Raw genomic sequence first — 23,348 nt, forward strand, 5'->3', positions numbered from 1 at the left:
TAGTCCGCCGAGGCCTTCGGCACCGCCCGGCGACCTCCCGGCACGGGCTGGGTGCGCCGGATCAGGAAGGCCGGCTGCCGAGCAGGGTCCGCGCCATCGTCGGCATGCCGCGGCGGATGATGCCCGCCCAGTCGGCGTCGCCGCGCAGCACCGCCGCGGCGGTGTTGCGGGCCTGCTCGTAGGTGAAGTGCGGCGGCACCATCAGCTCCGCCGAGTCGACCACCGCGTTGATGACCGTCGGGCGGTCGGCGCTCAGGGCACGGTCCCAGGCATCCTCGATCTGATCCGGCCGCTCGACGAGGATCCCGTCGAAGCCGAGGATCCGCGCCCACTCGTGGTAGGCGACATCGGGCACCGGCTGGCTCTCGGCGTAGCTCGGGGTGCCCTCGCCGGAGCGCTGCTCCCAGCTGACGAACGCCAGGTCCCGGTTGTTGACCACCAGCACCACGAACCGCGGATCGGCCCACTGCCGCCAGTACTTCGCCACGGTGACGAGTTCGTTCACCCCGTTCATCTGCATCGCGCCGTCCCCGATCAGCGCGATCAGCGGCCGGTCCGGGTGGGCGAACTTCGCCGAGATCCCGTACGGCATCCCGCCGCCCATCGAGAGCAGCAGTCCCGACAGGCTCGCCAGCATCGTGGGGCGTACCCGGAGGTGGCGGGCGTACCAGGCGGTGGCGGTGCCGCAGTCGACGGCGAGCATCGCGTCGTCGGGCAGGCGCCGGTTGAGCGCGGCGAAGACAGCCTGCGGGTTGACCGGGTTCGCGGACTGCCCCGCGATCCGCTCCTGCGCGTCGTGCCAGGCGGTGGTGTTGGCGGCGACGGTCCGCCGCCAGGCGGTGGGGGGATCACCGGGGCCCAGGTGTTCCAGCAGCGCCCGCAGGGTCGGCGCGGCGTCGCCGGTGAGGTTCACCTGCGTCGGATACCGCAGACCCAGCTGCGCCGGGTCGATGTCGATCTGCACCGCCGGCACGCCGGGCTTCGGGTAGAACTCCGAGTAGGGCATGTTGCTGCCGACGATCAGCAGCCGGTCGCAGTCGCGCATCAGCTCCCAGCTCGGCCGGGTGCCGAGCAGCCCGATCGCCCCGGTCACCCAGGGTTCGCGGTGGTCGACGGCGGTGAAGCCGAGCAGCGCGGTCGCCACCCCGGCCCCGAGACGGTCGGCGATCCGGCGTACCTCGTCGGTGGCGCCGAGGGTGCCCTGGCCGACGAGCATCGCCACCCGCTCGCCGCCGCGCAGCAGGTCGGCGGCGCGGCTGATCTCCGCGGCCGGCGGCACGGTCACCGGGCTGCTCGGCGCCGCGCTGGTGTGGAAGTAGCCGTGTGCCAACGGCGGCTGCGGCAACGCCGGCTTGTCCTGTACGTCCAGCGGCAGGATCAGCGCGGTCACCGTGCGCCGGGCGAGCGCCGTGCGGCAGGCCCGGTCCACCAGGTGGCCCACCTGCGACGGGTCGTCGAGCTTCGCCAGGTACGCCCCGGCGACGTCGCGGTAGAGGGCGAGCAGGTCGACCTCCTGGTAGTAGCTGCCCCCTTCCGCGGTGAGCGCTGTGTGCCCCACCAGCGCCACCACCGGCTGGCGGTCAAGTTTGGCGTCGTAGAGGCCGTTGAGCAGGTGGACGCCGCCGGGGCCGCTGGTTACCAGGGCGCAGCCGATCGGGCCGCCGCCGTACTTGACGTGGGCGCAGGCGGCGAAGCCGGCGGTCTCCTCGTGGCGGACCTGGATGAACCGGGCGCGGCCCGGCGCCCGTTGCAGCGCCGAGGTCATGCCGTTGATGCCGTCGCCCGGGTAACCGAAGTAGTCGTGCACACCCCAGGCTGCCAGCCGGGCGACGACGTGGTCGGCGACGGTGGCGCCGCGGCGCAGTTTCCCGTCCTCGCTGACGTGACCTTCCGCGTTCATCGCTAACCCCCGGTGCGCTGGACGATTCCCCTCATTCTGGGAACCGGACCAGCGCCCGGGTGCGGGATCGGCAAAACCGCACGGCGCGGATTCACCTCAGGCGGTGGCTAACCGGAGCGCCGCCCGGTCTGCCGTTCGGCGGCGGCGACGGCGTTGCGGAAGAGCATCGCGACCGTGGTCGGGCCGACCCCGCCGACGCGCGGCGTGATGGCACCGGCGACCGTCGCACACGACTCGTCCACATCGGGCAGCAGCCGCCGGCCCTCGTAGCGGACTCCCCCGCCGATCACCACCGCGCCGGGCCTGACGTGCTCCGGCTGAATGATCCCGGGTACGCCGGCGGCGGCGATCAGGATCTCCGCGCGGCGGGTGTAGCGGTCCCAGTCGGGTACGCCGGTGTGCACGACGGTGACCGCCGCGTTGGCGGTGGGGCGCTTCTGGGCCAGCAGGATCGACAGCGGCCGGCCCAAGGTCGCGCCCCGGCCGAGGATCACCACTTCCCGTCCGGCGACCGGGATCTCGTAGTGCGCCAGCAGCGCCTCGATGCCGGCCGGGGTGCAGGGCAGCGGCCCCGGCAGACCGAGGGCGAGCCGCCCCATGTTCAGCGGGTGCATGCCGTCGACGTCCTTGTCCGGGTCGACGGCGGCCAGCGCGAGGTCGTAGTCGAGGTGTCCCGGGACGGGGTACTGCACGAGCAGCCCGTGCACGCCCGCGTCGGCGTTGAAGTCCTCGATGACCCGGTGCAGGTCGGCCTGGGTCGCGTCGGCGGGCAGGTGCCGGTGCGGGGAGACGAAGCCCAGCTCCTCGGCCTGTCGCTGCTTGATGCGGATGTAGCCGGCGCTGGCGTCGTCGTCGCCGACCAGGACGGTGGCGAGCGAGGGCTGCACGCCGGCGGCCTTCAGCCGGGCGACCCGCTCGGCGACGTCGGCGAGGATCGCCTCGGCGACCGGCTTGCCGGGCAGCAGGGTGGCGGTGTGTTCGGGCGCGACGGACATACGTCTCCTCCGCGTGGGTGCCCAGGCGGTCGACCCCCACGGAAGCTCCCCGATGGTCAATGCCATCCTCGGTGCCGCCAGTCGCGTCGGGTGAAAGCTTGCCCGATGGCGCCGCCCCGACGCCAACCGCCCCCGCTTGCCGGGGCGCCCCGGCGCCGCAGGCACCCGCCTCTCTGTGGCCCTGCTCGACCCGTCGCTGGGTGTCCCGGCGTCCGGCCGGTGCCGGGCGCGGTGCACGCGGCGACTACCGTCCCGCACATGCAGCAGGCAGCACGGTCGGCGACCGGCACGTGGGCGTGAACACCGTTCGCAGGATGATCCGGGCAGTCAAACTCGAGGACGCCCCCGGTGAGATGTGGTTCGACCGGCTGGAGTCCGTATCGGCCGGACTGGGCCCGCGGATCCGCCGGTACGGCCTGCCGCTGCTGGCGGTGCGCAGTGTCCGCCGGATCGTCGACGTGCGGATCACCGGGCTGGCCGCCGAGATGACGTACTACGCCCTCATCTCCCTGGTGCCGCTGCTGACCGCGCTCGCCGCCACCCTCGGCTTCCTGGAACGCCTCATCGGCCCGGCGAAGGTGCGTGACATCGAGGACGGGCTGATCGATTCGCTCGCCGCGGTCTTCGACACGCAGCTCACCGAGGACGTGTTCGCGCCGCTGGTCCGCGGCCTGCTGAGCCAGGAACGGGCGGGCGTGGCGCTCGGCGGTGTGGCCGTGGCCCTCTGGCTGGCGAGCCGGATGTTCCGCGCCGCGATCCGCGCCCTCGACGACGCGTACGGCGTTCCGGAGCGCCGGGGGTTGTTCGCCCAGTGGGGGCTGGGCCTGGCGTTGGCGCTCGCCGCGGTGGTGACACTGGTGGTGCTGCTCGCGATGGTGGTGGTCGGGCCGCTGCTGGGCGGCGCGCAGTCCCTGGCCCGCCAGGTCGGTCAGCAGGAGAGCTTCGAACTGCTCTGGGGGGTGCTGCGCTGGCCGGCGGTGGTCGCGGTCTGCGTCGCGTTCCTCGCCGTGCTCTACCGGTACGGGCCGAACATCGACACCACCTGGCGGCACTGTCTGCCCGGGGCGGTGACGGGCATGGCGGGACTGATCGGCATCGCCGTCGGTTTCCGGTTCTATCTGGACGTGGCCGGCCCGGCCGGCATCGACGTGGGCCAGGCCGACGAGGCGGTACGGGCCGCCGCGCAGGCCGTCGGTGCGGTGCTGGCCGGGGTGCTCTGGCTCTGGCTGAGCAGCATCGTCATCCTCGCCGGCGGCGTGCTCAACGCCGAGATCCAGCGCATGCGCCACCGCATTCCGGCCACCACCGCCCCCGACGCCGGGTAGGACGGTTCAGGTGTGCGCCGCCGCCGGGGCGGCGCACCCGAAGGTGGACGGGCTCAGGTCAGCGAGGCGTCGTTGCGGGCCAGCGCCTCGAGCACGGGGGCGTACATGCGGGTCTTGATGGTGGCGAGGGTCGGGCCGGCCTTGGTGGCATGGGCCTGCGCGATCTCGACGGCGGTGCGCCGCACGCTCTGCTCGTCGACGGCGTGTTCGACGATGCCGGCGGCGAGCGCCTCCTGCCCGCCGTAGCGGCGGCCGGTGGTCATCGCCTCGTGGGCGCTCTGCGGGGCCAGCCGGGCCTGGATCAGGGCGGACATGCCGAGGGTGAACGGGATCTGGATGTCCACCTCGGGCAGGCACCAGAAACCGCGGTCGGCGCGCATCACCCGGAAGTCGTGCGCCAGCGAGAGCATCGCCCCGGCCGCGAAGGTGTGCCCCTGCAGCGCCGCGACGGTGGTGACCGGGAGGGTCAGCACCCGGGCGAAGATCGACTGCACGGAGCCGACGTACTCCTTGGTCCGGTCGGCGTTGGCCATCAGCCAGTCCAGGTCCAGGCCGTTGGAGAAGAACTTGCCGGTCGCGGCGGTCACCAGCGCCCGGGGGCCGTCGGCCTGCTCCACCTCGTCGAGCGCCTGGTGGACGGCGGTCACCCAGTCCGGGTGGAAGCGGTTCTCCCCGTCACCGATGTCGAGGATGAAGACGTCGTCCTGGCGCTCAAGAGTGGGCACTGCTGCTCCTTCGTGCGGTGGCGTGACCTTCGCGGTCGCGGGGTGACCGGCACCATATTACTCACTGGTAACTTTCGGGCGAGGGGTGCCGGACACGATACGCCGCAGCGCCCGCGCACCGCTAAAACCGCTGGCCACGACCGCCGGCCCATGGCTACCGTCACCCCATGCCCGAATTGATCACCCCGACCGTACGGCTGCGTCACGCCTGGCTCGCCGCCCGCGACGACTGGGGCCGCGACGCCCACCAGGACGGCAGCGGACTGCTCGCCACCGACGACGTCGACTCGGCGGCCGGGTTCGAGGCCTGGGTGCAGCGGCTGCGCCGCGAGGGCGACGAGTCCTTCCCGGCCCCCGACGGCCGGGTGCACGCCACGTACTGGTGGATCACCGAGGGCGACGAGGTGCTGGGGGCGATCGCACTGCGGCACCACCTCAACGATCTCCTCTTCCGCGCCGGCGGCCACATCGGATACGGCGTACGGCCCTCGGCGCGCAAGCGCGGGGTGGCGACCTGGGCGCTCGGCGCGGTGCTCCCCCACGCCCGCAGACGGGGAATCGACCGGGCACTGGTCACCTGCGCCGATGACAACACCGCCTCGGCGCGGGTCATCGCCCACCACGGTGGCGTCCTGGAGGACGTCCGGGAGACCGAGATCGGCCTGATCCGCCGCTACTGGATCGACCTGTCCGCGTAACGCGGGCCGGCGCGGGGCAGACGGACAGGCCCGCGGCGAACCGCCTGCCCCGGCGCCGGCGTCAGGTTCGCCGCACCCAGGTCCGCAGCGCCCACCACCACCGTACGGTCTGTGGCACGCTCCACCGCGCGCCCGGCTCGGCGGGCGTGGGCGGCATGCCGGTGATCTGCTGGATCCGGTGCAGCCGGTACCGGACGGTGTTGGGGTGCACGTGCAGCGCGACCGCGGTGTGGTCGAGGCGCTGACCGTGGTCCAGATAGGCCAGTGCGGTCGCGGCGAGTTCGCGGTGGAACTCGTCGGCGGGGTCGAGGTCGCCGAGCAGGGTGTCGCCGAGCAGCTCGGCCAGGACCGGCTGCGCGGCGAGCGCGGTCTCGGCTGCCAGGTCGACGAGCCGGTGCAGCCCGGCCGGCTCGGACGGCCCCGCGCGCAGGGCCGCCACGCAGAGCTGGTGCAGCAGCGGCGCCTGGTCCAGCGGCCGCGCCGGCGCGGCGACCACGAGCATCGGCGCGTCCGCCAGCCCGTCGGCGGGCAGCCTCGCCACCAGCGCCACCAGCCGGCCCTCGACGACCCCGGCCAGTGCCCCGCGCCCGGTCAGGCGGCGCTCCAGCAGCCGGGCCGCCACCGCATCGGCAGCGTCGGCGACGAGGCAGTGGTAGAGGCCGTCGGGACGCAGCCCGTACCGGGCCAGCTCCTCCGGACGGAGTGCGGCCGCCTCACCGAGCAGCAGGCGGTGCAGCAGCCGCCGGCCACCGGCGGCCTCCCGGGAGTGCAGCAGCTCCTGCTCGGCACGGCGGTAGCCCTCGACCAGCGCCCGTTGCAGCGCGTCGGCGTACCGGTCGAGGTCGAGCAGCGCCTCCAGCAGCAGGGCGTCCGGTATCCCGGCGTCCCGGCCGCGGGCGACGGCCGTCTCCACCGCCCGCCGCCGGCCGGCCTGCACGCCGCGCAGCAGACCCGCCAGCGAGATGCCCTGGTCCGCCCGGTCGGCACCGAGGCGCCGGGCGGCGGCGAAGTCCGGCTCCCGCGTACCCGGGCGCGCCCCGACCGATCCGCGACCGGCGGCGAGCACCGCTGTCACGTGCCGGCGACTCTCGGCCGGGGAGAGCCGGGCGATCTCGGGCGCGTGTGACCGGGCCGCCGCCACGATCTCCTCGACCACCTGCGGGTCGGTCAGCAGCTCGCAGAGCAGTGCCTCGAAGGTGGCCCGCTGATCGGTGACCGCCATCCGCCGCCCCTTCCGAGTCGTGGCCGTGGAGGTTGTGGCCGGGGCACAACAAACCTGTGGGGTTTTTGGCTCTCGTGCTCTATCAGGGGTGCTCGCGGCGTTGATTTGCTGCCGTTACCGCAAAGTAACACCACCGACGGCATCGAGAAACGCCAATCATCACGGCAGTCAGGAGCGCACCATGGTCCCCGCTTCCCCACCACCGGTCCCCGCCGTTCCCGCTCGTGCCCGCGCCCGGGGCCGCCTGCTCGCCGTCCTCACCGCACTGACCGTCGCCGTCGTCCCGGTCGCTGCCGCCGCGGCTCCCGCTCCCGTCGCCGCTGTCCCGGCGGTCGCCGCCGCGCCGGCCGGCCTGCACCAGGTGATGTTCGTCGGCAACAACTGGGACGGCACCGCCGACGTCATCGAATCCAGCGGCGACTACGCCAGGATCGGCCGGATCAACGTGATCCCGGACAAGAACAAGCGGCTCGCCGAGATCTACCTGAACCCGATCCGGCTGGCCTTCTTCCTCGGCATCCGGCTCGGCCCGGGCGAAGGGCACGACCAGTTCGTCGACGACCTCTACAGCACCCCGGACGGCAGCGCCCTGGTCGCCTCCCGGCCCAGCTTCGCCGACGTCGTCTCCATCGACCTGGCCACCGGCAAGGTGAAGTGGCGCTTCCCGGTCTCCGGCTTCCGCGCCGACCACATGGCCGTCTCCCCCGACGGGACCCGGGTCGCGATCTCGGCCTCCACCTCCAACAAGGTGCACGTGCTCGACATCTTCACCGGCCGGGAACTCGGCAACTTCGCCACCGGCGACAAGCCGCACGAGAACATCTTCAGCGCCGACGGCCGCTACCTGTGGAACATGTCGATCGGCGAGGTCACCACCGACCTGGACGACCCGTTCTGGGACTTCACCAAGGGCGACCGGCGCATCACCGTCGCCGACACCACCACCTGGCAGACGCGCGTGATCGACATGCGGGACCGGCTCGACGCGTACGGGCGCAACGACCTCTCCGACGCCGTACGGCCGGCGGTCTTCACCCCCGACGAGTCGAAGCTCTACTTCCAGGTGTCGTTCTTCAACGGCTTCCTCGAGTACGACATCGCCACCGACCGGATCACCCGGGTCAAGACGCTGCCGATGAACCCCGACACCAACCCGGACCGCACCACCTGGGTCAACGACTCCCGTCACCACGGCATGTCGATGAGCCCCGACGGCAGCAAGCTCTGCGTGGCGGGCACCGTCGACAACTACGCCACCATCGTGGACCGCGCGTCGTTGCAGGAGGGTCCGCTGGTCAGCGCCGCCAAGCCCTACTGGGCCACCGTCAGCGGCGACGGCCGAGACTGCGTGATCTCCGAGTCCGCCGCCGACCGGGTCAGCGCCATCAGCTTCGCCACCGGCGAGCGGGTCGCCAGCATCGCCGTCGGCGACCACCCGCAGCGCGTACGCGTCGGCCACGTCCGCGAGGGGTGGACCGCGCCCTGACCGAGTTTGACTCCTGGGTGGATGCTGCCGGCTATGAATCACGTGCCAACCCCGGCCGGCCGGCACACACCTGCGACCGCGCCGCGCACCCGCACCTCGCGCCTCGCCGTCATCGCCATCTGTGGCGCGACAGTGCTCCTCGTCGTCCTGGGACTCTTCCTCTGGACGCCGCAACGGAGCACTGTCGCGTCGTTCCCCCAGGCGGCGGAAGTCACCTACGCCGACGGCGGCACGCACTACGTCGTGTTGCAACGCGTACGCGCGCCGATCGCCGCCCTCGGGTTGGGTGGGGACGGCACCTCGGCCCTCGACCATTACGAGATCGTCATCGGCCGGGACCCGGGCGCGGGGTACGGCCACCCGATCCGCATCGAGGCGGGCGGAGCCGATCCGACGCAGCTGACCGTCCTGTGGACCAGTGACGGCGTCTGGCTGGACTATCCGACCGGCCACCGGCTCTTCGTACCGGCGAAGTCCTTCACCGGCGGCAGGTGAGCCGCAACGTCCCTACTACTGGCCACCGGCCGTCTCGACCCGGGCGATCAGCAGCTTCAGTCGTGCGATTTCCTCGGCGAGGGCGGCGCTCCCCGCTGCGGTGAGGGTGATCCAGGTACGCCCGCGCCGGCCGGCGTAGCCTTTCTCGATCTCGACCAGGCCGGCCGTCTCCAGCACGGCGAGGTGCTGGGAAAGGTTGCCGGCGGTGAGTTCCAGCTGGGTGCGCAGGTAGCCGAACTCGACCCGGCGCGCCTCGTGCGCGATGGTGAGGATGCCGAGCCGAACCCGCTGGTGCACCCGTTCGTCGAGTCCGGTGACCGGATGCGGGGAATCAGTCTCGTCCGGCTCCGGGCTGTCCAAGGCGCCGCTCACCGGGGCCGCCTCAGCCGCGACGCCAGCGCGAAGCCTGCGCTGCCCAGCAGCAGACCGCCGTTGATGACCAACTGTGGCGCGAATCCCCACTTGTCCCCCCAGCCGGCCCCCCACCCGAAGTTGATCGGCACCAGCACCACCGCCAGGTACCCGAGGGCGAACAGCAGCAGCGCGCGGCGACGCTCCAGCCAGGCCAGCATCAGCAGAGCCAATCCGATCACGCCGGTCGGATCGAGCAAACGGAGCAGCAACTGAGCTGAGGTGGACGGTTCGTCCGGGTAATGCGGATCACCGAGGGCCATCCACACCACCGAGACGGCGGCGGACAGCACGACGAGCGCCACACCGGTGAGCACGTACGGCAGCACCCGGGCACCCAGCCCCCGGGCCCGGGCGACCCGCAGGTACCCGGCGCTGATCACCACGTACGCGAGCACCAGCGCCGACCACCAGTAGAGCTGTGCGGTCTGGTACCAGGCCCTGCACACCTGACCCTCGCCCACCGCACGGCAGTCACTGAGGACCGGCTGGCTAGACCGGTACACCAGGATCGCCCCGAACGTCACCAGGGCCAGCACGAGCAACGGCAGCCAGGTCACCCGCTGGGCAAGACGGACCCGGCGCGCGAGGCCGCGCACATCAGCCAGTAGCCGGCGGGGATCGCCGCCGGCAGGAACCGCATCGGAAGTCATGCAGATAGGTTTGCACGACAAACCGATTGGCGCTAGTAAAATCGCCGAGGTTGCATCGATCGCTGATTTCCGCGCCGGCGAGCCCGGCGGTGATCGCCACCGCCCCCCTCGACGGCGTCGTAGGCGGGCGCAGGGCACCGTGGCGACCCAGAATGTGCTTACCTTCTGATATGCCGCATCCCATCATGTTTGACGAGGCAGACCCACTTCTGGGACGGGTGCGGGCGCTCGCCCTGGCCTTCCCCGACGCGGCCGAGAAGATCTCCCATGGGCGCCCCGCCTTCTACACCACCAAAGTCTTCGCCTACTACGGGGCATCGGTGAAAGTCGACGGCGCCCATCACCAGCACGACCAGTCGGTGATCGTGCTGGTTGACCACGAGGAGCGCGCGGCACTGCTGGCGGAAGACCGCTGTTTCGCGCCGGCCTACCTGGGCCCATCTGGATGGGTCGGGGTGGACCTCAGTGATGACAACGGCTGGGACGAGGTCGAGGAGCTACTCGACGCCAGCTACCGACATACGGCCGGGGCACGCAGGATCGCGCTGCTCGACGCCCGACGGCCCTGAGCACTCCGCAAGGTCGACCAACGGCACCAGATGGGCGACCAGCCCTTGACCACGGCTCTGAGCTACAGGGCGACGGACGAGTCGGCCTGTACGCCGGATTAAGATCAACGCACACTCACTGAACAGGGGTGGAGCCTGCCGACGTGCCGTGCAGGCCGTTTCCAGGCCGTCACCCGGTCGAGGTCCGATCTCCAACGAGGTTGGCTGCCCTCAGGTCATCGATGGTGACCGCAAAGCTCCGGCCCTCGTGTTCCGCCCTGCGTCTAGCCGACTCCAGGATGTTCTCTAGCCGCTTCACCGCCTGCGGATCGCCACGCTTGGCAGCTTCCATCACGCGCATCTGCTCGACCCACCGGGTGTACGTGTCCCGCATGATCTTCGTCTTGCGGGGAACGCCGAGATTCGCCTCAGAGCCGAAGACGGCATCGGTGTGTATCTGCCACCAGCTATCGGCCAGAATCCCGTCATTGACGTATGCGATCGCTTCTGCCCTGCTTTCGCAGGGGTCCATGATGTCGTGGCACTGTCGACACAGCGGAACGAGATTTTCCGGCCCGTTGGAGCCACCGAGGGCCAGGTCCTGCAAGTGTGCGCGGTCAAGCCAGCCTCGGGCGGAGTTCCAAACGGCAGCAAGGGTTGTCTGGGTATCGTCCACCGGCGCCAACCAGCCACATCTGAAACAGAACGGCTCGCCCCAGCCGATGTAGGAGGCTTGCAGGTTTGGGAAGACCTCACCGTACCTGCCCCTCCAGTACTGCACGATGCCGTAGAGAGTTGGCATGCCGCGACGGCTACCGCCCACCAGCTTCATCCTTTCCTCACGAAAACCAACCGCGGCACGCACAGTAACGCCCACCTATGACACTCCAGGCCGACCATCGGCGCGACTTTCGTTCGAATCAGCGTGCTAAACCATCCAGCTACTGCCTGCTGGCAGCACTAGCGGCCTAGCAGGTCATCTATGGCATGGCGTGTCCACTCCTCGCTAGACGGCATGAGGTGGGTGTAGACCCGGAGCGTGAAGCCGGGGTCGGAATGCCCGAGGTACGACGCGAGGGCCTTGATGCTCTCCCCTGCGTCGAGAAGCGCGGAGGCGTAGAAGTGGCGCAGCGCGTGCATCCCGGTCGCCCGGGTGGGGACGATGCCGGCCGCTTCCACCGCTGGACGCCAGCTCTTGCCGTCGAAGGTGGGGTCGACCCACGCAGAGGCGTCCTCCTCCCACACCGGGGGTCGGTCAGCGGTGTACCGCTGAACGTCGACCGAGGGCCACCACACCTTGTGATACGTCGCCGCCGCCACGGTGCGCAGGATGTCCCGGGGGATGGTCCCCAGGATGGCGAAGTGCGCGTGAGGAGCCAAAGGGCGCTGAGGCTCGACGCAGTCGACGTACTTGGACGTCACTTACGACCACTGGGTATGGCTCGACGGCTACCAACTCGACCGCAAAGGCGACGCCACCGCCCGACGAACTGTCTTCGCCCAGAAGGAAGGGGTGCGAATCAGCGAACTGAAATACGGTCTAGCCGTTCCCGTAGAAAGTAATACGTATCAGTAGGCTGACGTTCACCATGCCGCTGCTCCAGGCATGAGCGCAACAACAGAGCTATGAAGCGACCCTAACCCGATGGCTTGACGGGCATAACGTTTGCGTCCGTCAACAACTCGTCATGGTCGACACCCTTTACCGAGACTGCGTCATTCGCAAGGAAGCGCTGTAGTTCGACGTGACGAAACTCGTAACCAAGGCCAGCAACCCGGATCAAACCCGCCGCACGCCCCCATTCCAAAAACCTCCCCAGCCGAAATGGCAAGAGATGATGATTTACCGCGACATATGCCGCGACCAAATAGCGAGAAGCCGAGGAGGAGTAGAGCCAGCCAATGAAAGCCAGCCCACCCAGCATGAAGCCAGCGGAAAAACCGAGCAATTCACCGATGTATAAGGCGGAGAAAAATCCGACCCCCACCCCTCCAATTACCGTATAAACGGCGTCATACCTAACGACATCACGAGGCTCAAGGACATCGGCATCCTCCAACCTTTCTCCCATTGCCGACACAAAGAAAACAATCGCCACGGCTGCACCCATACCCAACCCGTACCATCCCATTACTTTCCAGCCATAGAAGCTAAGAACGGCACCGATTAGCAATCCTGCAGAAATCCTAGATAGAGCGCGCCGAGACCTGAAGCGTCCGACGCTTAGTCGATGGGGAGTCCGCCCCATAATGGAGCTGCGGCGCAAGATCAGCATGACGAGCAAAATGAAATTCAGAAAGAACGTCCCCACCCACCACCACCCGACGAACTCCTCGGACTTTCGCTCCTCGTAACCAAGGAAGGTTATCAACCCATAGAGAGTGAAAGGGATGTGAGCTATCATCCAGAAAACCCATCTATGTGCCCGCAGGTAGCTCTTTTGATCAACTAGAACATGCAGTTCGTGCAACATGATCTCAGACCTTGGTCGCTCTGCGACGCCAAGCATAAGCGCGAGGCGACGTAGGTAAACTTCAGCCGAAACAGGATTCATCCATCCGACTTTGAAGATGGAAGTTTTAGCCGTGACGAAGCTGCCAATCAAGAGGTTTTCAAGGCGGCGCCCATAGGCCGTGCGTGGTTCAACCCTGAGCTGCCCATCCTCATCAACGTCAGCAGCGGGTAGAAGCTCACGTGTAGAACCACCACTACGATAAAAAGCCACAGCCACAGTCAGCCGCCAGGGAGTACTGAGTGCGGCAAGCAGAGCGGTTGATCCGGCTCCCCGCCGCAGCCGCTCGAAAACCGGCGACCACTCCTCCATGCTCGGTTCAGCTGAACACTGGGTTGTAATGTACTTAACTACCTCTGAAGCCGTTAACGGCAAAAGTGTAATTTCGTCTGCGTCTCGGATGGACCGCACCACCTGATCGTAGACATCCTCCCCCGATCGACAAGCGACTACAATCTTTACCCCTGGAGTCTGCGCTATGAAATCATTGATACCACGAGCGGCCAAATAAGCACGTTCTGAGCCAGCCACATGCAATTCATCCAAGCCGTCGAGTACTGGAATCACCATGCCGTGATGAACTAGCCGGGCACAGATACCCCAGGCAAGGCGGTATCGCTCAGAAAGCTGGCCGATCATCCAATCAGTTAGCTCGATTTCAACATCCCACGAGGTAAGGTTGAAATAGACAGGCACCCCGAGCGCTCGCAGTGAATCGGAATTGCCCGACTTGGATTGCCGCTCCTGTATTAGCCCAACGAGTAGCGCTAAGGCGAGCACCGTCTTTCCGCTACCCCCGCTCCCTCGAATCAAAAGCCGCCCACGCGTATGCTCGAGGAAGTACGGCACTATCTCATCAGTGTTCCCACTCCTAGGTAGCCGGACCCTCTTCCTCTTACCATTGTCGGGTCTACGGCTGACGGAAAATCGGAGGACGGCCGAGCGCGACTCAAGACCATCAGTGCTCAGGAGATGCGCCAATTGGCGACCTTCTCGCCGGAGAATCTCCATCGAAAGAAATTCCGCCACCTCTTGCAGTCGCTCCGCAGTTGGCTTGGAATCTACTTTACGCCTATCGGCAATGACGAGGACTACCCCAATCACACCGACAGAGAACGCCAAAATATTCGCCCAACCCACTTGGCCATTGAATTCTTCTGGGTTGTGGCGAACTATCCACGATTTGACGGGCAAGAAGATCGCCATTAATAACAATCCGAGGAGGCCGACGAGCGTCAGCCACGAGCCACTAAGAAAGCGATTTCGCAATCGACGCCACCCCAGGTCGGTATCGCAATTTTACGGGTGTCGCTAGCGATTTCACTGGTCATATCCACCAAGGCAGCGAGCTAGCGACCGTCATGACTGTAGCGAGCCATGGCCACTGATGCCACCGTCGTACACCCCAGCGGGAATAAAACCCTGCACCCTTAGGCGTCTTGGCTTGCATCTGCCGAATCGTTCTACTAAGAATCAAGGCACCGCGCTCCGCGCGGTGCAGGGCGGCAAGCCCGGCCGGCGGCGAGCCACCGACAGCCGCCGGGATACCGCCCCCACAGGGAGAGGAAGCAGCTCCAGCGAGGCCGTGACGGACGCCTGTGGGTCGCTCTGGTCGGGTGGTCGGGGCTTCCGACTGCCGCGCCAGCCCCAACCCCGGGACTGGCTTGCCACCGTGTCGCAGGGTCACCCAGCAGTTCCACCGCCAGGACGTGCCCCGCATCCGCGACAGCCGGCGGAACAGCGGCAGAGCCACCCGCCACCGGAACGCCCTCAGGACGAGGCGGGGCACGCGGCCGTATTCGGGTTCCGCTGGCCCTCGCTCAGGCCATCTCCAGGCCGTCTCAGGCCGTGCCTAGGCCGTCAAACGCCACCCAACGATGACCAAGGTCAACCAACAGCACGAGATAAACGGCCAGCTCAGAGCCTTGACCACGGCTCTGAGCTGCAGGGCGACGGACGAGTCGGCCTGTACGCCGGATTCTGTCTCCGACGCCGTGCCGTCTGGGGGCACAACGCCGGCGGCGGTCATCCATCTAGGCCTGCCGTTGCCGGCAGGCTCGAGCGGCCTACCCGCAGACATCGGGCGGGCAGCCCTCAAGCGTCTGCGCGGACCGTCACCTCGCGGTGGCGGCCCTTCTTGGCCTTGCTCCGGGTGGGGTTTACCGAGCCACTCCGGTCACCCGGAATGCTGGTGAGCTCTTACCTCACCGTTTCACCCTTACCGGGCCGAAGCCCGGCGGTCTGTTTTCTGTGGCACTTTCCCGCGGGTCACCCCGGGTTGCTGTTGGCAACCACCCTGCCCTACGGAGTCCGGACGTTCCTCGGCGACGGGCACAAGACCCGCCGACGCGACCGCCCAGCCAACTCGTCCGTCGCCCGCCAAGTCTAGCGGTGCCGCCGTCCACCCATCCCAACGCCGTCGATCATGACGTTATTGCCATCCCGTACGGCGTGTCGTGCACACAACGCCATGATCGCGGTCTGGGTCTGAGCCTGGGCCTGGGCCGGGAGGGCAGTGGGGTGTGGGGGGCGAATCGGGCCGGTGGTGGGGCTAGGGTCTGGGCGGTGGGGTTCAGTGACGTTGTGCTGCTGATCGCTGCCGGGTTGGCGGCGGGGACGGTGAACGCGATCGCCGGCGGTGGGTCCCTGATCAGCTTTCCGGCGCTGCTGGCGGTCGGGCTGCCCCCGATCTCGGCGACCGTCACCAACTCGGTGAGCGTGCTGCCCGGCTACCTATCCAGCGTCGCGGCCAGCCGGATTGACCTGCCGCAGCGCCGTACGCTCTGGCCGCTGCTGCCGACCGCCGCGGTCAGCGCGCTCGCGGGGGCGACACTGCTGCTGGTCACGCCGGAGGACGCGTTCGATTTCGTCGTGCCGTTCCTTGTCCTCGGCGCCACGGCGGTGCTGGCGTTCCAGGTACGCCTGCGCCGGGTCGTCGGGCAACCCCGGGCGCTGGCCGGCGGCCGGCCGGCCGTGCGGGCGCACGTGATGGTGGCGATCGGTTCGCTCTACGGGGGCTACTTCAACGCCGCCCTCGGCGTCATCCTGGTCGCCGGGCTGGCGCTGGTGCTGGACGAGACGATGGCCCGGGTCTCCGCCCTCAAGAACCTGATCTCGGCGGTGGTCGGGGTGACCGCCGTTGTCGTGTTCGCGCTCTTCGGGCCGGTGGACTGGCTCGCCGCGCTGGTGGTCGCCCCCGCCACGATCGTCGGTGGGCAGGTCGGCGCCCGGATCGCCCGGCGCGTGCCTGGCGGCGTGCTCAAAGCCGCGATCGTCGTCTTCGGCACCACGATCGGGCTCTACCTGCTCTGGTCGGCGATCACCGGCCGCGGCTAGCGTCGGCCCCGCCCGGAAGCCAGGACCAGCGTGTACGGACCGGCCGGGGCCCGTGTACCGCCGGCTGCCCGGGGCACCACGGCGATGGGCGGCGCCTCAGCCGTCGAGCGATTCGAGTAGTCGCCGCAGGCCGGCGGCAAGGTCCGTCCGCTCCTGCGCGTCGAGCCCGGCGAGCAGCCGCTCCTCGGTGGCGACGTGATCGGGAAGCGCCCGGTCGATCAGGTCCCGCCCCTGGGCGGTGAGGGTGACCTCGACGCTGCGGGCATCGGTGGCGCTGCGCGTACGGGTGACCAGACCCCGCTCCTCCAGCCGGTCCAGGCGCTGGGTGACGGCCCCCGAGGTGACCATGGCCGAACGCATGAGCGCGGCCGGGGTCAACCGGTGCGGCGGGTCGCTGCGGCGCAGGGTGGCGAGCACGTCGAAGGAGGCGGCGTCCAGGCCGTGCGCGGCGAAGGTGCGGCGCAGTTCGGCGTCGATCAGCCGGGTGGCGCGGGAGAGCCGCCCGATCACCGCCATCGGCGAGACGTCCAGGTCGGGCCGCTGCCGCGCCCACTGCGCCAGCACCCGGTCCACGTGATCCACCCGGCCAACCTCGGTCGTCTGGTCGGCGCGCTCCGCCTGTTTGCCGTGATCCATGCCGCAACTCTAGCCAATCCCTTAGCGCTGAGATAATTTCTCTTAGTGCTAAGAAATCGAGTCTTACTCCTGCTGGTCACCGGGCTGACCCCTGCCATCTGGGGCACCACCTACGTCGTCACCACCGAACTCCTGCCGCCCGACCGGCCCTTTCTCGCCGGGACGATCCGCGCGCTGCCGGCCGGCCTCCTCCTCGTCGCGCTCACCCACCGGCTGCCGACCGGCGACTGGTGGTGGCGCGCCGCCGTACTCGGGGTGCTCAACATCGGGGCCTTCTTCGCGCTGCTCTTCGTCGGCGCGTACCGGTTGCCGGGTGGCGTCGCGGCCACCATGGGCGCCATCGGTCCCCTGCTGGTCGCCGGCCTCTCCCAACTGCTGCTCGGGCAGCGGATGACCCTGCGGACGGTTCTCGCCGCACTGGCGGGCGTCGCCGGAGTGAGCCTGCTGGTGCTGCGCGCCGACGCCCGCCTCGACGGCCTCGGCGTCGCCGCCGCCCTCGGCGGGACCGCGGTGATGGCGCTCGGCGTGGTGCTGAGCAAGCGCTGGCCCTCCCCGGCGCCGCCGCTGGTCACCACCGGCTGGCAGCTGGTCGCCGGCGGCCTCTTCCTGCTGCCGATCGCGCTCGTCGTCGAAGGCCCACCGCCGGCGGCGATGACCACGGGCAACCTCGCCGGGTACGCCTACCTGTCGCTGATCGGCGCCGCGCTGGCGTACACCCTCTGGTTCCGCGGCATCGCCGCCCTCTCCCCCACCGAGGTCTCCTTCCTCGGGCTGCTCAGCCCGCTGGTCGCCACCGCCATCGGCTGGCTCGCGCTCGACCAGCGCCTCACCCTCGCCCAGGGCATCGGCGCGGCCGTCGTCCTCGGCGCGCTGCTCACCGCCCAGACCGCCCACCGCTGCGCCCCGCACCGCCCACCGCGCCGCCACCGCAAGCCCTCTCCCGAGCCCACTTCTCCGGGCCGCGCCCGCACAGAGTCCGCGCAACTTCCCTGAAACTGCGGCATCCGGTCCGCTGATGACAGCAACTTCAGGGAAGTTGCGCGGATCTTGAAAGTGCGGGCAGGTGTTGGGGAGCTGCGCGGATCTTCAGAAAGACGCCGCCCGGTGCCGTCAGCAGATGACGACACCGGGCGGCGGCAGCTAGCTGCTGCTACATCTGATGCCCGTACCAGTGGCCGTGGCCATTGCCGTGACCGTGGCCCCGGCCCGGGACGTACCGGGCCTGCCGGACGGTCATGGTGCCCCGCAGCTCGACATCCTCGGAGTTCTCACCCACGTAGATGCGAACCCGTCCGGTCGGTGTCACCCAGCGGTCCTGCTCCTCCGACCAGTACGCCAGGCGGTGCTCCGGGGTGTTGAGCCGGATCGGGATGGTGACCCAGCGGCTCTGGCCCGGGCGCAGGGTGACCCGCTCCCAGCCCAGCAGCTGACGCGGCGGGGTGTCGACCTCGTCGGTGGGGAGCCGGCCGTTGTAGACCTGCACCACCTCGGTACCCGTCACCCGGCCGGTGTTACGCACCTTGACCCGCACAAAGCCGTCCCGGCCCTTGCACTTGTCCCGGTGCGCGCCCTTGTCCCAGCCCATGCCGTTCTTCCGGTCATGGCCCGCGCCCTTGCCCCAGGTGCACTTCTTGTCCCGGTCCTTGCACTTGTCCTTGTGCCGACCCCGGTCCTTGCCACCTCGGTCCTTGCACTTGTCCCGACCGCGGTCTCCCTCGGCGGTGACGGTCTCCGCAGTGGAGTTCCCACCGCGCGAGACAGCGAGCACCGGGTCTTGGATCTGCAGGCGGGTCTGCCGGAAGTTGGTGTACGACAGGCCGTACCCGAACGGGAAGAGCGGGTCGAGATCGAACTGCTGGTAACCGCGGTAGCCGATGAAGACTCCCTCGCGGTACACCACCTCCGGGTTGGGCTTGTTGACGTCGAAGTACGGGTTCTCGATGCCGAGCCCCTCACCGACGCCCGGTCCCTGCGTGACCTGCTCCTCCGAGCGCGGCCAGCTCAGCGGCGTACGGCCGGAGAAGTTCTCGTCACCGAAGAGCAGCGCCGCGATGGCAGCGCCCTGCTCCTGGCCCGGGTACCAGGACTCGAAGACCGCGGCGGTGCGGTTGAGCCACGGCATCAGCACGGGAGCCCCCGTGGTCAGGACCACGATCGTGTTCCGGTTGGCTGCGGTCACCGCCCGGATCAGATCGTCCTGGTTCTGCTGCAGCGTCAGGCTGCCGCGGTCCAGGGACTCACCGAGGTAGTCGTTCGCCACGATCACCGCGACGTCGGAGTTGCGAGCGGCCTCGACCGCCTCCTGAATCTGCGGGGAGGCGTTGTTCACCGGCGGGTCCCAGGTGAAGCGGATCGCCGGGCCGATGTTCGTGCTCGCCGGGCAGCACTGGTCCGGCGCGTTGGCGATGTAGTCGATGCGCACGTCGTAGCTTTCACCGGCTTCCAGGTCGACGTCGAACGTCTCGCTGGTGACCGTGTCGGTCGAGCCGCTGAAGACCTCCGCACCGTTGATGAAGACGGTCACCTCACCGAGGTAGGTGACCCCGAGTGGGTAGGTCCCGCCCGCGACGGGGTTGATCGTGCCGGTCCAGCGCACCGACGGGTTCGGAGTGCCAAGGAACGCGTCCGGCAGCTTCGGCGCCGGCGACGGGTCGTACCCGAAGGTGGCGAACGTGCCGCCGAGGCCCTGGCCCCAGTTGACCTGGTCCTCGACGCGGGTGGTGTTCGGGGTGCCGGCGAAGTCCGGGTTGGTGAACCACTGCGCGGTGAGGCCGTTGCCGGTCCCCTCGGCAGGTTGCAGCACCGACGACGGCACCGGTTGCGGGCCGGGCAGGGTGTCACCGATGCGGACCGGGTCCATGCCTTCGACGTAGTCGATGTCGACGTCGTCGCCGACGCGGTCCTGCAGCCCCTCCAGGACGGTCGTCACCGAGGTCGGGTTGATCACGATGTCGCTGCCGAAGCCGGTGATGTACCGGTCGGCGCCCTCGCCGATCAGCGCCATCGAGTCCAGCCGGCGCGGGTTCAGCGGCAGGGCGCGCCGCTGGTTGCGCAGCAGCACCGAGCCGTCCACCGCGATCCGGTAGGAGGTGTCCCGGCCGGCCTGCACGACGTCGTCGGGCAGCGGGTCCGGGACCGGCCTGGGGTTGACCAGGCTGCCCGGCGGCGGGTTGTCGATCAGCCCGCGCGCGAAGTAGGTACGCAGCACCCGGTGGATCATGTCGTCGAAGCGGGCCATCGGGATGGTGCCGTTCTCCACGGCGTTGAGCAGGTTCTCCCCGGAGAACTCCTCACCGGGTCCGCAGACGTCGGCGCCGGCCAGGAACGCCTCGAAGGAGGTGCAGGCGTTGAAGTCCGACGACACCCAGCCCTCGAAGTCGAGATCACCCTTCAGGATGTCCTGGAGCAGGTGCTCGTTCTCGCAGGTGTACTCGCCCCGGAATCTCGGGAACGCGCACATCACCGCGCCGGGTTCGGCGGCGACGATCGGCTCCCACTGGCGGACGTAGATCTCCCGCAGGGTGCGCTCGTCCATCACGTTGTTCAACGTGCGGCGCTGAGTCTCCTGGGTGTTTGCCACGTAGTGCTTGGAGAGCGAGTAGACGCCCGAGTTCTGGTTGACGCCGTTGACGACCGCCGCGGGCATGATGCCGCCGAGCAGCGGGTCCTCGCCGTAGCTGCCGTACTGGCGGCCGAAGAACGGGTTGCGGACCATGTCGGCCTCGGGGCCGGCCCAGCCGGACCAACCCAGCAGGTACGCCTCCTGGCCGGCCTGCCGGCCGAAGGCCCGCGCGAGCGCCGGGTTCCAGGTGGAGGCGATGGAACTGCCGGCCGGGAACGCCGTGGTGGGCTGCCCGCCGGTGATGACGCCGGTGGCGCCGTCGATCTCCCGGCGGGCCGGGATGCCGACCTCCGGGATGGCCTGGGCTTCACTGCCGCCGGAGGAGAGGAGCGTGACCTTCTGCTCCAGCGTCATCGCCGCGGCGAGCAGGTCGGCCCGCTCGTCGGGCGAGAGGCTGGTGTCCAGCCATGGCGCGTCCGCGGGCGGTTGCGCCGACGCGGGGCTCACGCTGACGAGCGTGGACGCGCAGAGCGCGACCGCGAGTGCCCACACCACCGGCCGGCGACGGCGTTGCCGTCTGCGCCGGCCGGGGTGGGACACCCCAGAATCATGAAGTACAGACATATTTGACCCCCTTGCGGGCAGCGATGCCCTATTGGGACTAATCAGCTCTGGGGTCACCATATGGCTGTTGACCGATTTCAGGTGGTAAGCCTGAGAAGATCCTGATAGTTGGGTACATGCCCGATTCTTGCGCCGAGCGGCATACGGGACAACGAGGACAAGACGCAACGACCTGCTGGAAACACCCCAGCAAGCAGCCGGCGGGTGAAAATCGCCCGCAGTGACCGCCCGGCGCCGACACGATCGACGACACCGGGCAGCGGGGGCCGGACGTCAGAGACCGGCGAGGTGGGCGGTGTCGTTGACCGTGCGGACCGCGACCTGATCGTCGGGCCAGAAGTCGACCACCGAGATGCCGGCCGGGTCGAGAAAGAGCCGGTGCAGGAAGCCATCACCGGCGGCGAGCGCGTCGCGCAGCAGCAGCTTGATCGGCGAGACGTGGGAGACCACCACCACCGTCTCCGCCGGATACGCCTCGACCAGCCGCCGCAGCGCGTGCCGTACCCGCTCCCCGACCTGCACGAACGATTCGCCCTTGGGCGGGGCGACCTCCGGCGAGGCGAGCCAGTCGGTCATCTCCTGCGGCCACTGTGCCTGCACCTCGGCGAAGGTCAGCCCCTCCCAGACGCCGAAGTCGCACTCGATGAGCTCCTCGTCGTGCAGCACCGGCCGGCCACCGAGCGCAGCGGCGATCGTCGCCGCGGTCCCGGTGCAGCGCGACAGCGGCGAACTGACCACCGCTGCGGCGTCGGGGGCGAGCTGCGCGACCCGGCGGGCGGCGGCCTTCGCCTGCGCCACCCCCCGGTCGGTGAGAGCGGCGTCGCCGCGGCCGGAGTAGCGCCGCTGCGCGGTACGGTCGGTCTCGCCGTGCCGGACCAGGACCAGCCGGGTGGCGGTCGAGGCGGGGCGCGGCGTCCAGGATCCGGTGCCGGTGGCCGGCTCCTCGGCGGTGGCGGTCCGCGCCGAGGCGCGCGCGGCGGCCGCCCGGGCCTCGGCGCGGGCCGGCGAGTCGACGGCGGCGACCTGGCGGGGTGCCTCCGGCGCGGGCGCGGCCTTCGGCGGTTTGCCGGCGGCCCGGTCCATCGCGGCGTTGGCCAGCGCGTCGGCGTGCTTGTTGCGTTCGCGCGGAATCCAGCCGAAGGTCACCGAGTCGAAGCGGCGCACCAGCGCCGCCGCTTCGGTCGCGAGCGGCCGCAGTCCGGCGTTCTTGATCTGCCAGCGGCCGGCCATCTGCTCGACGACCAGCTTGGAGTCGAGGCGGGCCTCCACGACGGTGGCGCCGAGTTCGGCGGCGGCCGTCAGCCCGGCGATCAGCCCCTGGTACTCGGCGACGTTGTTGGTGGCGACGCCGATCGACTCGGAGCGTTCGGCGAGCACCGCGCCGGTCGCCGCGTCCCGGACCACCGCGCCGTATCCGGCGGGGCCCGGGTTACCCCGGGATCCGCCGTCGGCTTCGATGACGACCCGGAGTCCGGCGCTCACAGGCCCGACTCGTTGGTCCGGACCATGATCCGCCGGCACTCCTCGCAGCGCACCACCTCGTCCGGGGCGGCGGCCCTGATCCGGGCCTTGTCGCCGGCGGCCAGGTCCAGCCGGCAGCCGCCGCAGCGACCGCCGGTCAGCAGCGCCGCGGCGAGCCCGCCGGAGCTCTCCCGGATCTTGTCGTAGAGGGCGACCAGGTCGGCCGGGAGGTCGTTGGCGAGCGGCACCCGGGCGGAGGTCTTGAACCGCTCCTCCTTGGCGATGTCGGTCAGCACCTCGTCGCGGCGGCGTTCGACCTGCTCACGCTTGTCGCGCGCGGCAACCAGCCGCGTCTGCACCCCGTCGAGCACCGCCTGGGCGGTTTCGCGCTGCTCCATCAACTCGAGCTCGCTGTCCTCCAGGTCGCTCTGCCGGCGCTTGAGTGAGGTCAGCTCGTGCTGGAGCGCCTCCAGTTCCCGGGCCGGCCCGCTGCCGGCGGCGAGGCGGTTCTCGTTCTTCTCCTTGCGGGCCCGGACCTGATCGACGTCCTTCTCCAGCCGGGCGATGTCCCGGTCCAGGTCGTCGACGGCGACCTGGGCGCGGACCCGCTCGTCCTCCAGCGCGGAGAGCTCCCGCGCCAGCGCCTCCAGTTCGGCCAGCTCGGGCAGGTTGCGGCGCCGGTGGGCGAGCTGGTTGAGGGTGGTGTCGATCGCCTGGAGATCCAGCAGGCGGCGCTGAGCTTGCGGGTCGGCCTTCAC

General features: G+C 69.4%; 19 protein-coding genes, 1 other RNA gene, 1 pseudogene and 1 riboswitch. Of the genes and pseudogenes, 7 read left to right on the top strand and 14 right to left on the bottom strand.

Going from position 1 to position 23,348, the window contains the following annotated elements:
• Positions 1-61: 61 nt before the first annotated feature.
• Positions 62-1,900, bottom strand: a complete 1,839-nt coding sequence (locus ACK8GG_RS08740; RefSeq protein ID WP_440356004.1) for a thiamine pyrophosphate-requiring protein — start codon at positions 1,898-1,900, stop codon at positions 62-64.
• 107 nt (positions 1,901-2,007) lie between these two features.
• Complete coding sequence (locus tag ACK8GG_RS08745) at positions 2,008-2,895, bottom strand: bifunctional 5,10-methylenetetrahydrofolate dehydrogenase/5,10-methenyltetrahydrofolate cyclohydrolase (RefSeq protein WP_440350513.1); 888 nt, start codon at positions 2,893-2,895, stop codon at positions 2,008-2,010.
• Positions 2,896-2,907: 12 nt separating this feature from the next.
• A riboswitch (ZMP/ZTP riboswitch) is annotated at positions 2,908-2,990 on the bottom strand.
• 219 nt (positions 2,991-3,209) lie between these two features.
• Between ACK8GG_RS08745 and ACK8GG_RS08750 the strand changes: the two genes are divergently transcribed.
• On the top strand, positions 3,210-4,220 hold the full coding sequence (locus ACK8GG_RS08750; RefSeq protein ID WP_440350514.1) for a YihY/virulence factor BrkB family protein: 1,011 nt from the start codon (positions 3,210-3,212) through the stop codon (positions 4,218-4,220).
• Between the two features lie 53 nt (positions 4,221-4,273).
• On the opposite strand, the gene ACK8GG_RS08755 is transcribed toward ACK8GG_RS08750, so the two are convergent.
• Positions 4,274-4,945, bottom strand: coding sequence for an enoyl-CoA hydratase-related protein (locus ACK8GG_RS08755; RefSeq protein ID WP_440350515.1), 672 nt, complete (start codon positions 4,943-4,945; stop codon positions 4,274-4,276).
• Between the two features lie 167 nt (positions 4,946-5,112).
• Between ACK8GG_RS08755 and ACK8GG_RS08760 the strand changes: the two genes are divergently transcribed.
• The gene (locus tag ACK8GG_RS08760; RefSeq protein WP_440356005.1) at positions 5,113-5,643 is read left to right on the top strand and encodes a GNAT family N-acetyltransferase; all 531 of its coding nucleotides are present in this window, start codon (positions 5,113-5,115) and stop codon (positions 5,641-5,643) included.
• Positions 5,644-5,704: 61 nt separating this feature from the next.
• Here ACK8GG_RS08760 and ACK8GG_RS08765 read toward each other — a convergent pair whose 3' ends face one another.
• Positions 5,705-6,865, bottom strand: a complete 1,161-nt coding sequence (locus ACK8GG_RS08765) for an RsbRD N-terminal domain-containing protein (RefSeq protein WP_440356006.1) — start codon at positions 6,863-6,865, stop codon at positions 5,705-5,707.
• 181 nt (positions 6,866-7,046) lie between these two features.
• Here ACK8GG_RS08765 and ACK8GG_RS08770 point away from each other — a divergent pair, with 181 nt between their 5' ends.
• Together ACK8GG_RS08770 and ACK8GG_RS08775 are read left to right on the top strand one after the other, a co-directional pair.
• On the top strand, positions 7,047-8,351 hold the full coding sequence (locus tag ACK8GG_RS08770) for a YncE family protein (protein WP_440356007.1): 1,305 nt from the start codon (positions 7,047-7,049) through the stop codon (positions 8,349-8,351).
• 33 nt (positions 8,352-8,384) lie between these two features.
• Entirely contained in the window at positions 8,385-8,846 is a 462-nt protein-coding gene (locus ACK8GG_RS08775; protein ID WP_440356008.1) for a hypothetical protein, read from the top strand.
• 15 nt (positions 8,847-8,861) lie between these two features.
• Here the strand turns inward: ACK8GG_RS08775 and ACK8GG_RS08780 are convergent, their stop codons facing one another.
• Together ACK8GG_RS08780 and ACK8GG_RS08785 are read right to left on the bottom strand one after the other, a co-directional pair.
• Positions 8,862-9,218: a transcriptional regulator gene (locus tag ACK8GG_RS08780; protein ID WP_440356009.1), complete on the bottom strand. Its 357-nt coding sequence runs from the start codon at positions 9,216-9,218 to the stop codon at positions 8,862-8,864.
• Complete coding sequence (locus ACK8GG_RS08785) at positions 9,215-9,910, bottom strand: hypothetical protein (RefSeq protein WP_440356010.1); 696 nt, start codon at positions 9,908-9,910, stop codon at positions 9,215-9,217. Before ACK8GG_RS08785 ends, ACK8GG_RS08780 begins: the two co-directional genes overlap by 4 nt.
• Before the next feature lie 185 nt (positions 9,911-10,095).
• Between ACK8GG_RS08785 and ACK8GG_RS08790 the strand changes: the two genes are divergently transcribed.
• Entirely contained in the window at positions 10,096-10,479 is a 384-nt protein-coding gene (locus tag ACK8GG_RS08790; protein WP_440356011.1) for an MmcQ/YjbR family DNA-binding protein, read from the top strand.
• A gap of 169 nt (positions 10,480-10,648) precedes the next feature.
• Here ACK8GG_RS08790 and ACK8GG_RS08795 read toward each other — a convergent pair whose 3' ends face one another.
• The 4 genes and pseudogenes from ACK8GG_RS08795 to rnpB all read right to left on the bottom strand — a co-directional run bounded on the left by ACK8GG_RS08795 (position 10,649) and on the right by rnpB (position 15,339).
• On the bottom strand, positions 10,649-11,335 hold the full coding sequence (locus tag ACK8GG_RS08795) for an HNH endonuclease (protein WP_440356012.1): 687 nt from the start codon (positions 11,333-11,335) through the stop codon (positions 10,649-10,651).
• Between the two features lie 83 nt (positions 11,336-11,418).
• Positions 11,419-11,667: pseudogene (locus ACK8GG_RS08800) on the bottom strand (tyrosine-type recombinase/integrase); the annotation flags it as partial.
• Between the two features lie 428 nt (positions 11,668-12,095).
• Positions 12,096-14,177 carry a hypothetical protein gene (locus tag ACK8GG_RS08805; protein ID WP_440356014.1) on the bottom strand — a complete coding sequence of 694 codons (2,082 nt, stop codon included), beginning with the start codon at positions 14,175-14,177 and terminating at the stop codon, positions 12,096-12,098.
• Between the two features lie 747 nt (positions 14,178-14,924).
• An RNA gene (gene rnpB, locus ACK8GG_RS08810) (RNase P RNA component class A) lies at positions 14,925-15,339 on the bottom strand.
• 197 nt (positions 15,340-15,536) lie between these two features.
• Here rnpB and ACK8GG_RS08815 point away from each other — a divergent pair.
• The gene (locus ACK8GG_RS08815; RefSeq protein WP_440356015.1) at positions 15,537-16,307 is read left to right on the top strand and encodes a sulfite exporter TauE/SafE family protein; all 771 of its coding nucleotides are present in this window, start codon (positions 15,537-15,539) and stop codon (positions 16,305-16,307) included.
• 96 nt (positions 16,308-16,403) lie between these two features.
• Here ACK8GG_RS08815 and ACK8GG_RS08820 read toward each other — a convergent pair whose 3' ends face one another.
• Complete coding sequence (locus ACK8GG_RS08820; protein ID WP_440356016.1) at positions 16,404-16,943, bottom strand: MarR family winged helix-turn-helix transcriptional regulator; 540 nt, start codon at positions 16,941-16,943, stop codon at positions 16,404-16,406.
• Positions 16,944-16,988: 45 nt separating this feature from the next.
• Between ACK8GG_RS08820 and ACK8GG_RS08825 the strand changes: the two genes are divergently transcribed.
• The gene (locus ACK8GG_RS08825; RefSeq protein ID WP_440356017.1) at positions 16,989-17,936 is read left to right on the top strand and encodes an EamA family transporter; all 948 of its coding nucleotides are present in this window, start codon (positions 16,989-16,991) and stop codon (positions 17,934-17,936) included.
• 157 nt (positions 17,937-18,093) lie between these two features.
• Here the strand turns inward: ACK8GG_RS08825 and ACK8GG_RS08830 are convergent, their stop codons facing one another.
• From ACK8GG_RS08830 to ACK8GG_RS08840, 3 genes are all read right to left on the bottom strand, one after another.
• A complete protein-coding gene (locus tag ACK8GG_RS08830) occupies positions 18,094-21,012 on the bottom strand; it encodes a beta-glucosidase (RefSeq protein ID WP_440356018.1) in 2,919 nt (972 codons plus the stop codon).
• Positions 21,013-21,402: 390 nt separating this feature from the next.
• Complete coding sequence (locus ACK8GG_RS08835) at positions 21,403-22,611, bottom strand: bifunctional RNase H/acid phosphatase (RefSeq protein ID WP_440356019.1); 1,209 nt, start codon at positions 22,609-22,611, stop codon at positions 21,403-21,405.
• Positions 22,608-23,348 carry a zinc ribbon domain-containing protein gene (locus ACK8GG_RS08840; protein WP_440350527.1) on the bottom strand — a complete coding sequence of 247 codons (741 nt, stop codon included), beginning with the start codon at positions 23,346-23,348 and terminating at the stop codon, positions 22,608-22,610. The genes ACK8GG_RS08835 and ACK8GG_RS08840 overlap by 4 nt, the downstream gene beginning before the upstream one ends.

It is taken from the genome of Melissospora conviva (assembly GCF_049523535.1).
Classification (GTDB): Bacteria; Actinomycetota; Actinomycetes; order Mycobacteriales; family Micromonosporaceae; genus Melissospora; species Melissospora conviva.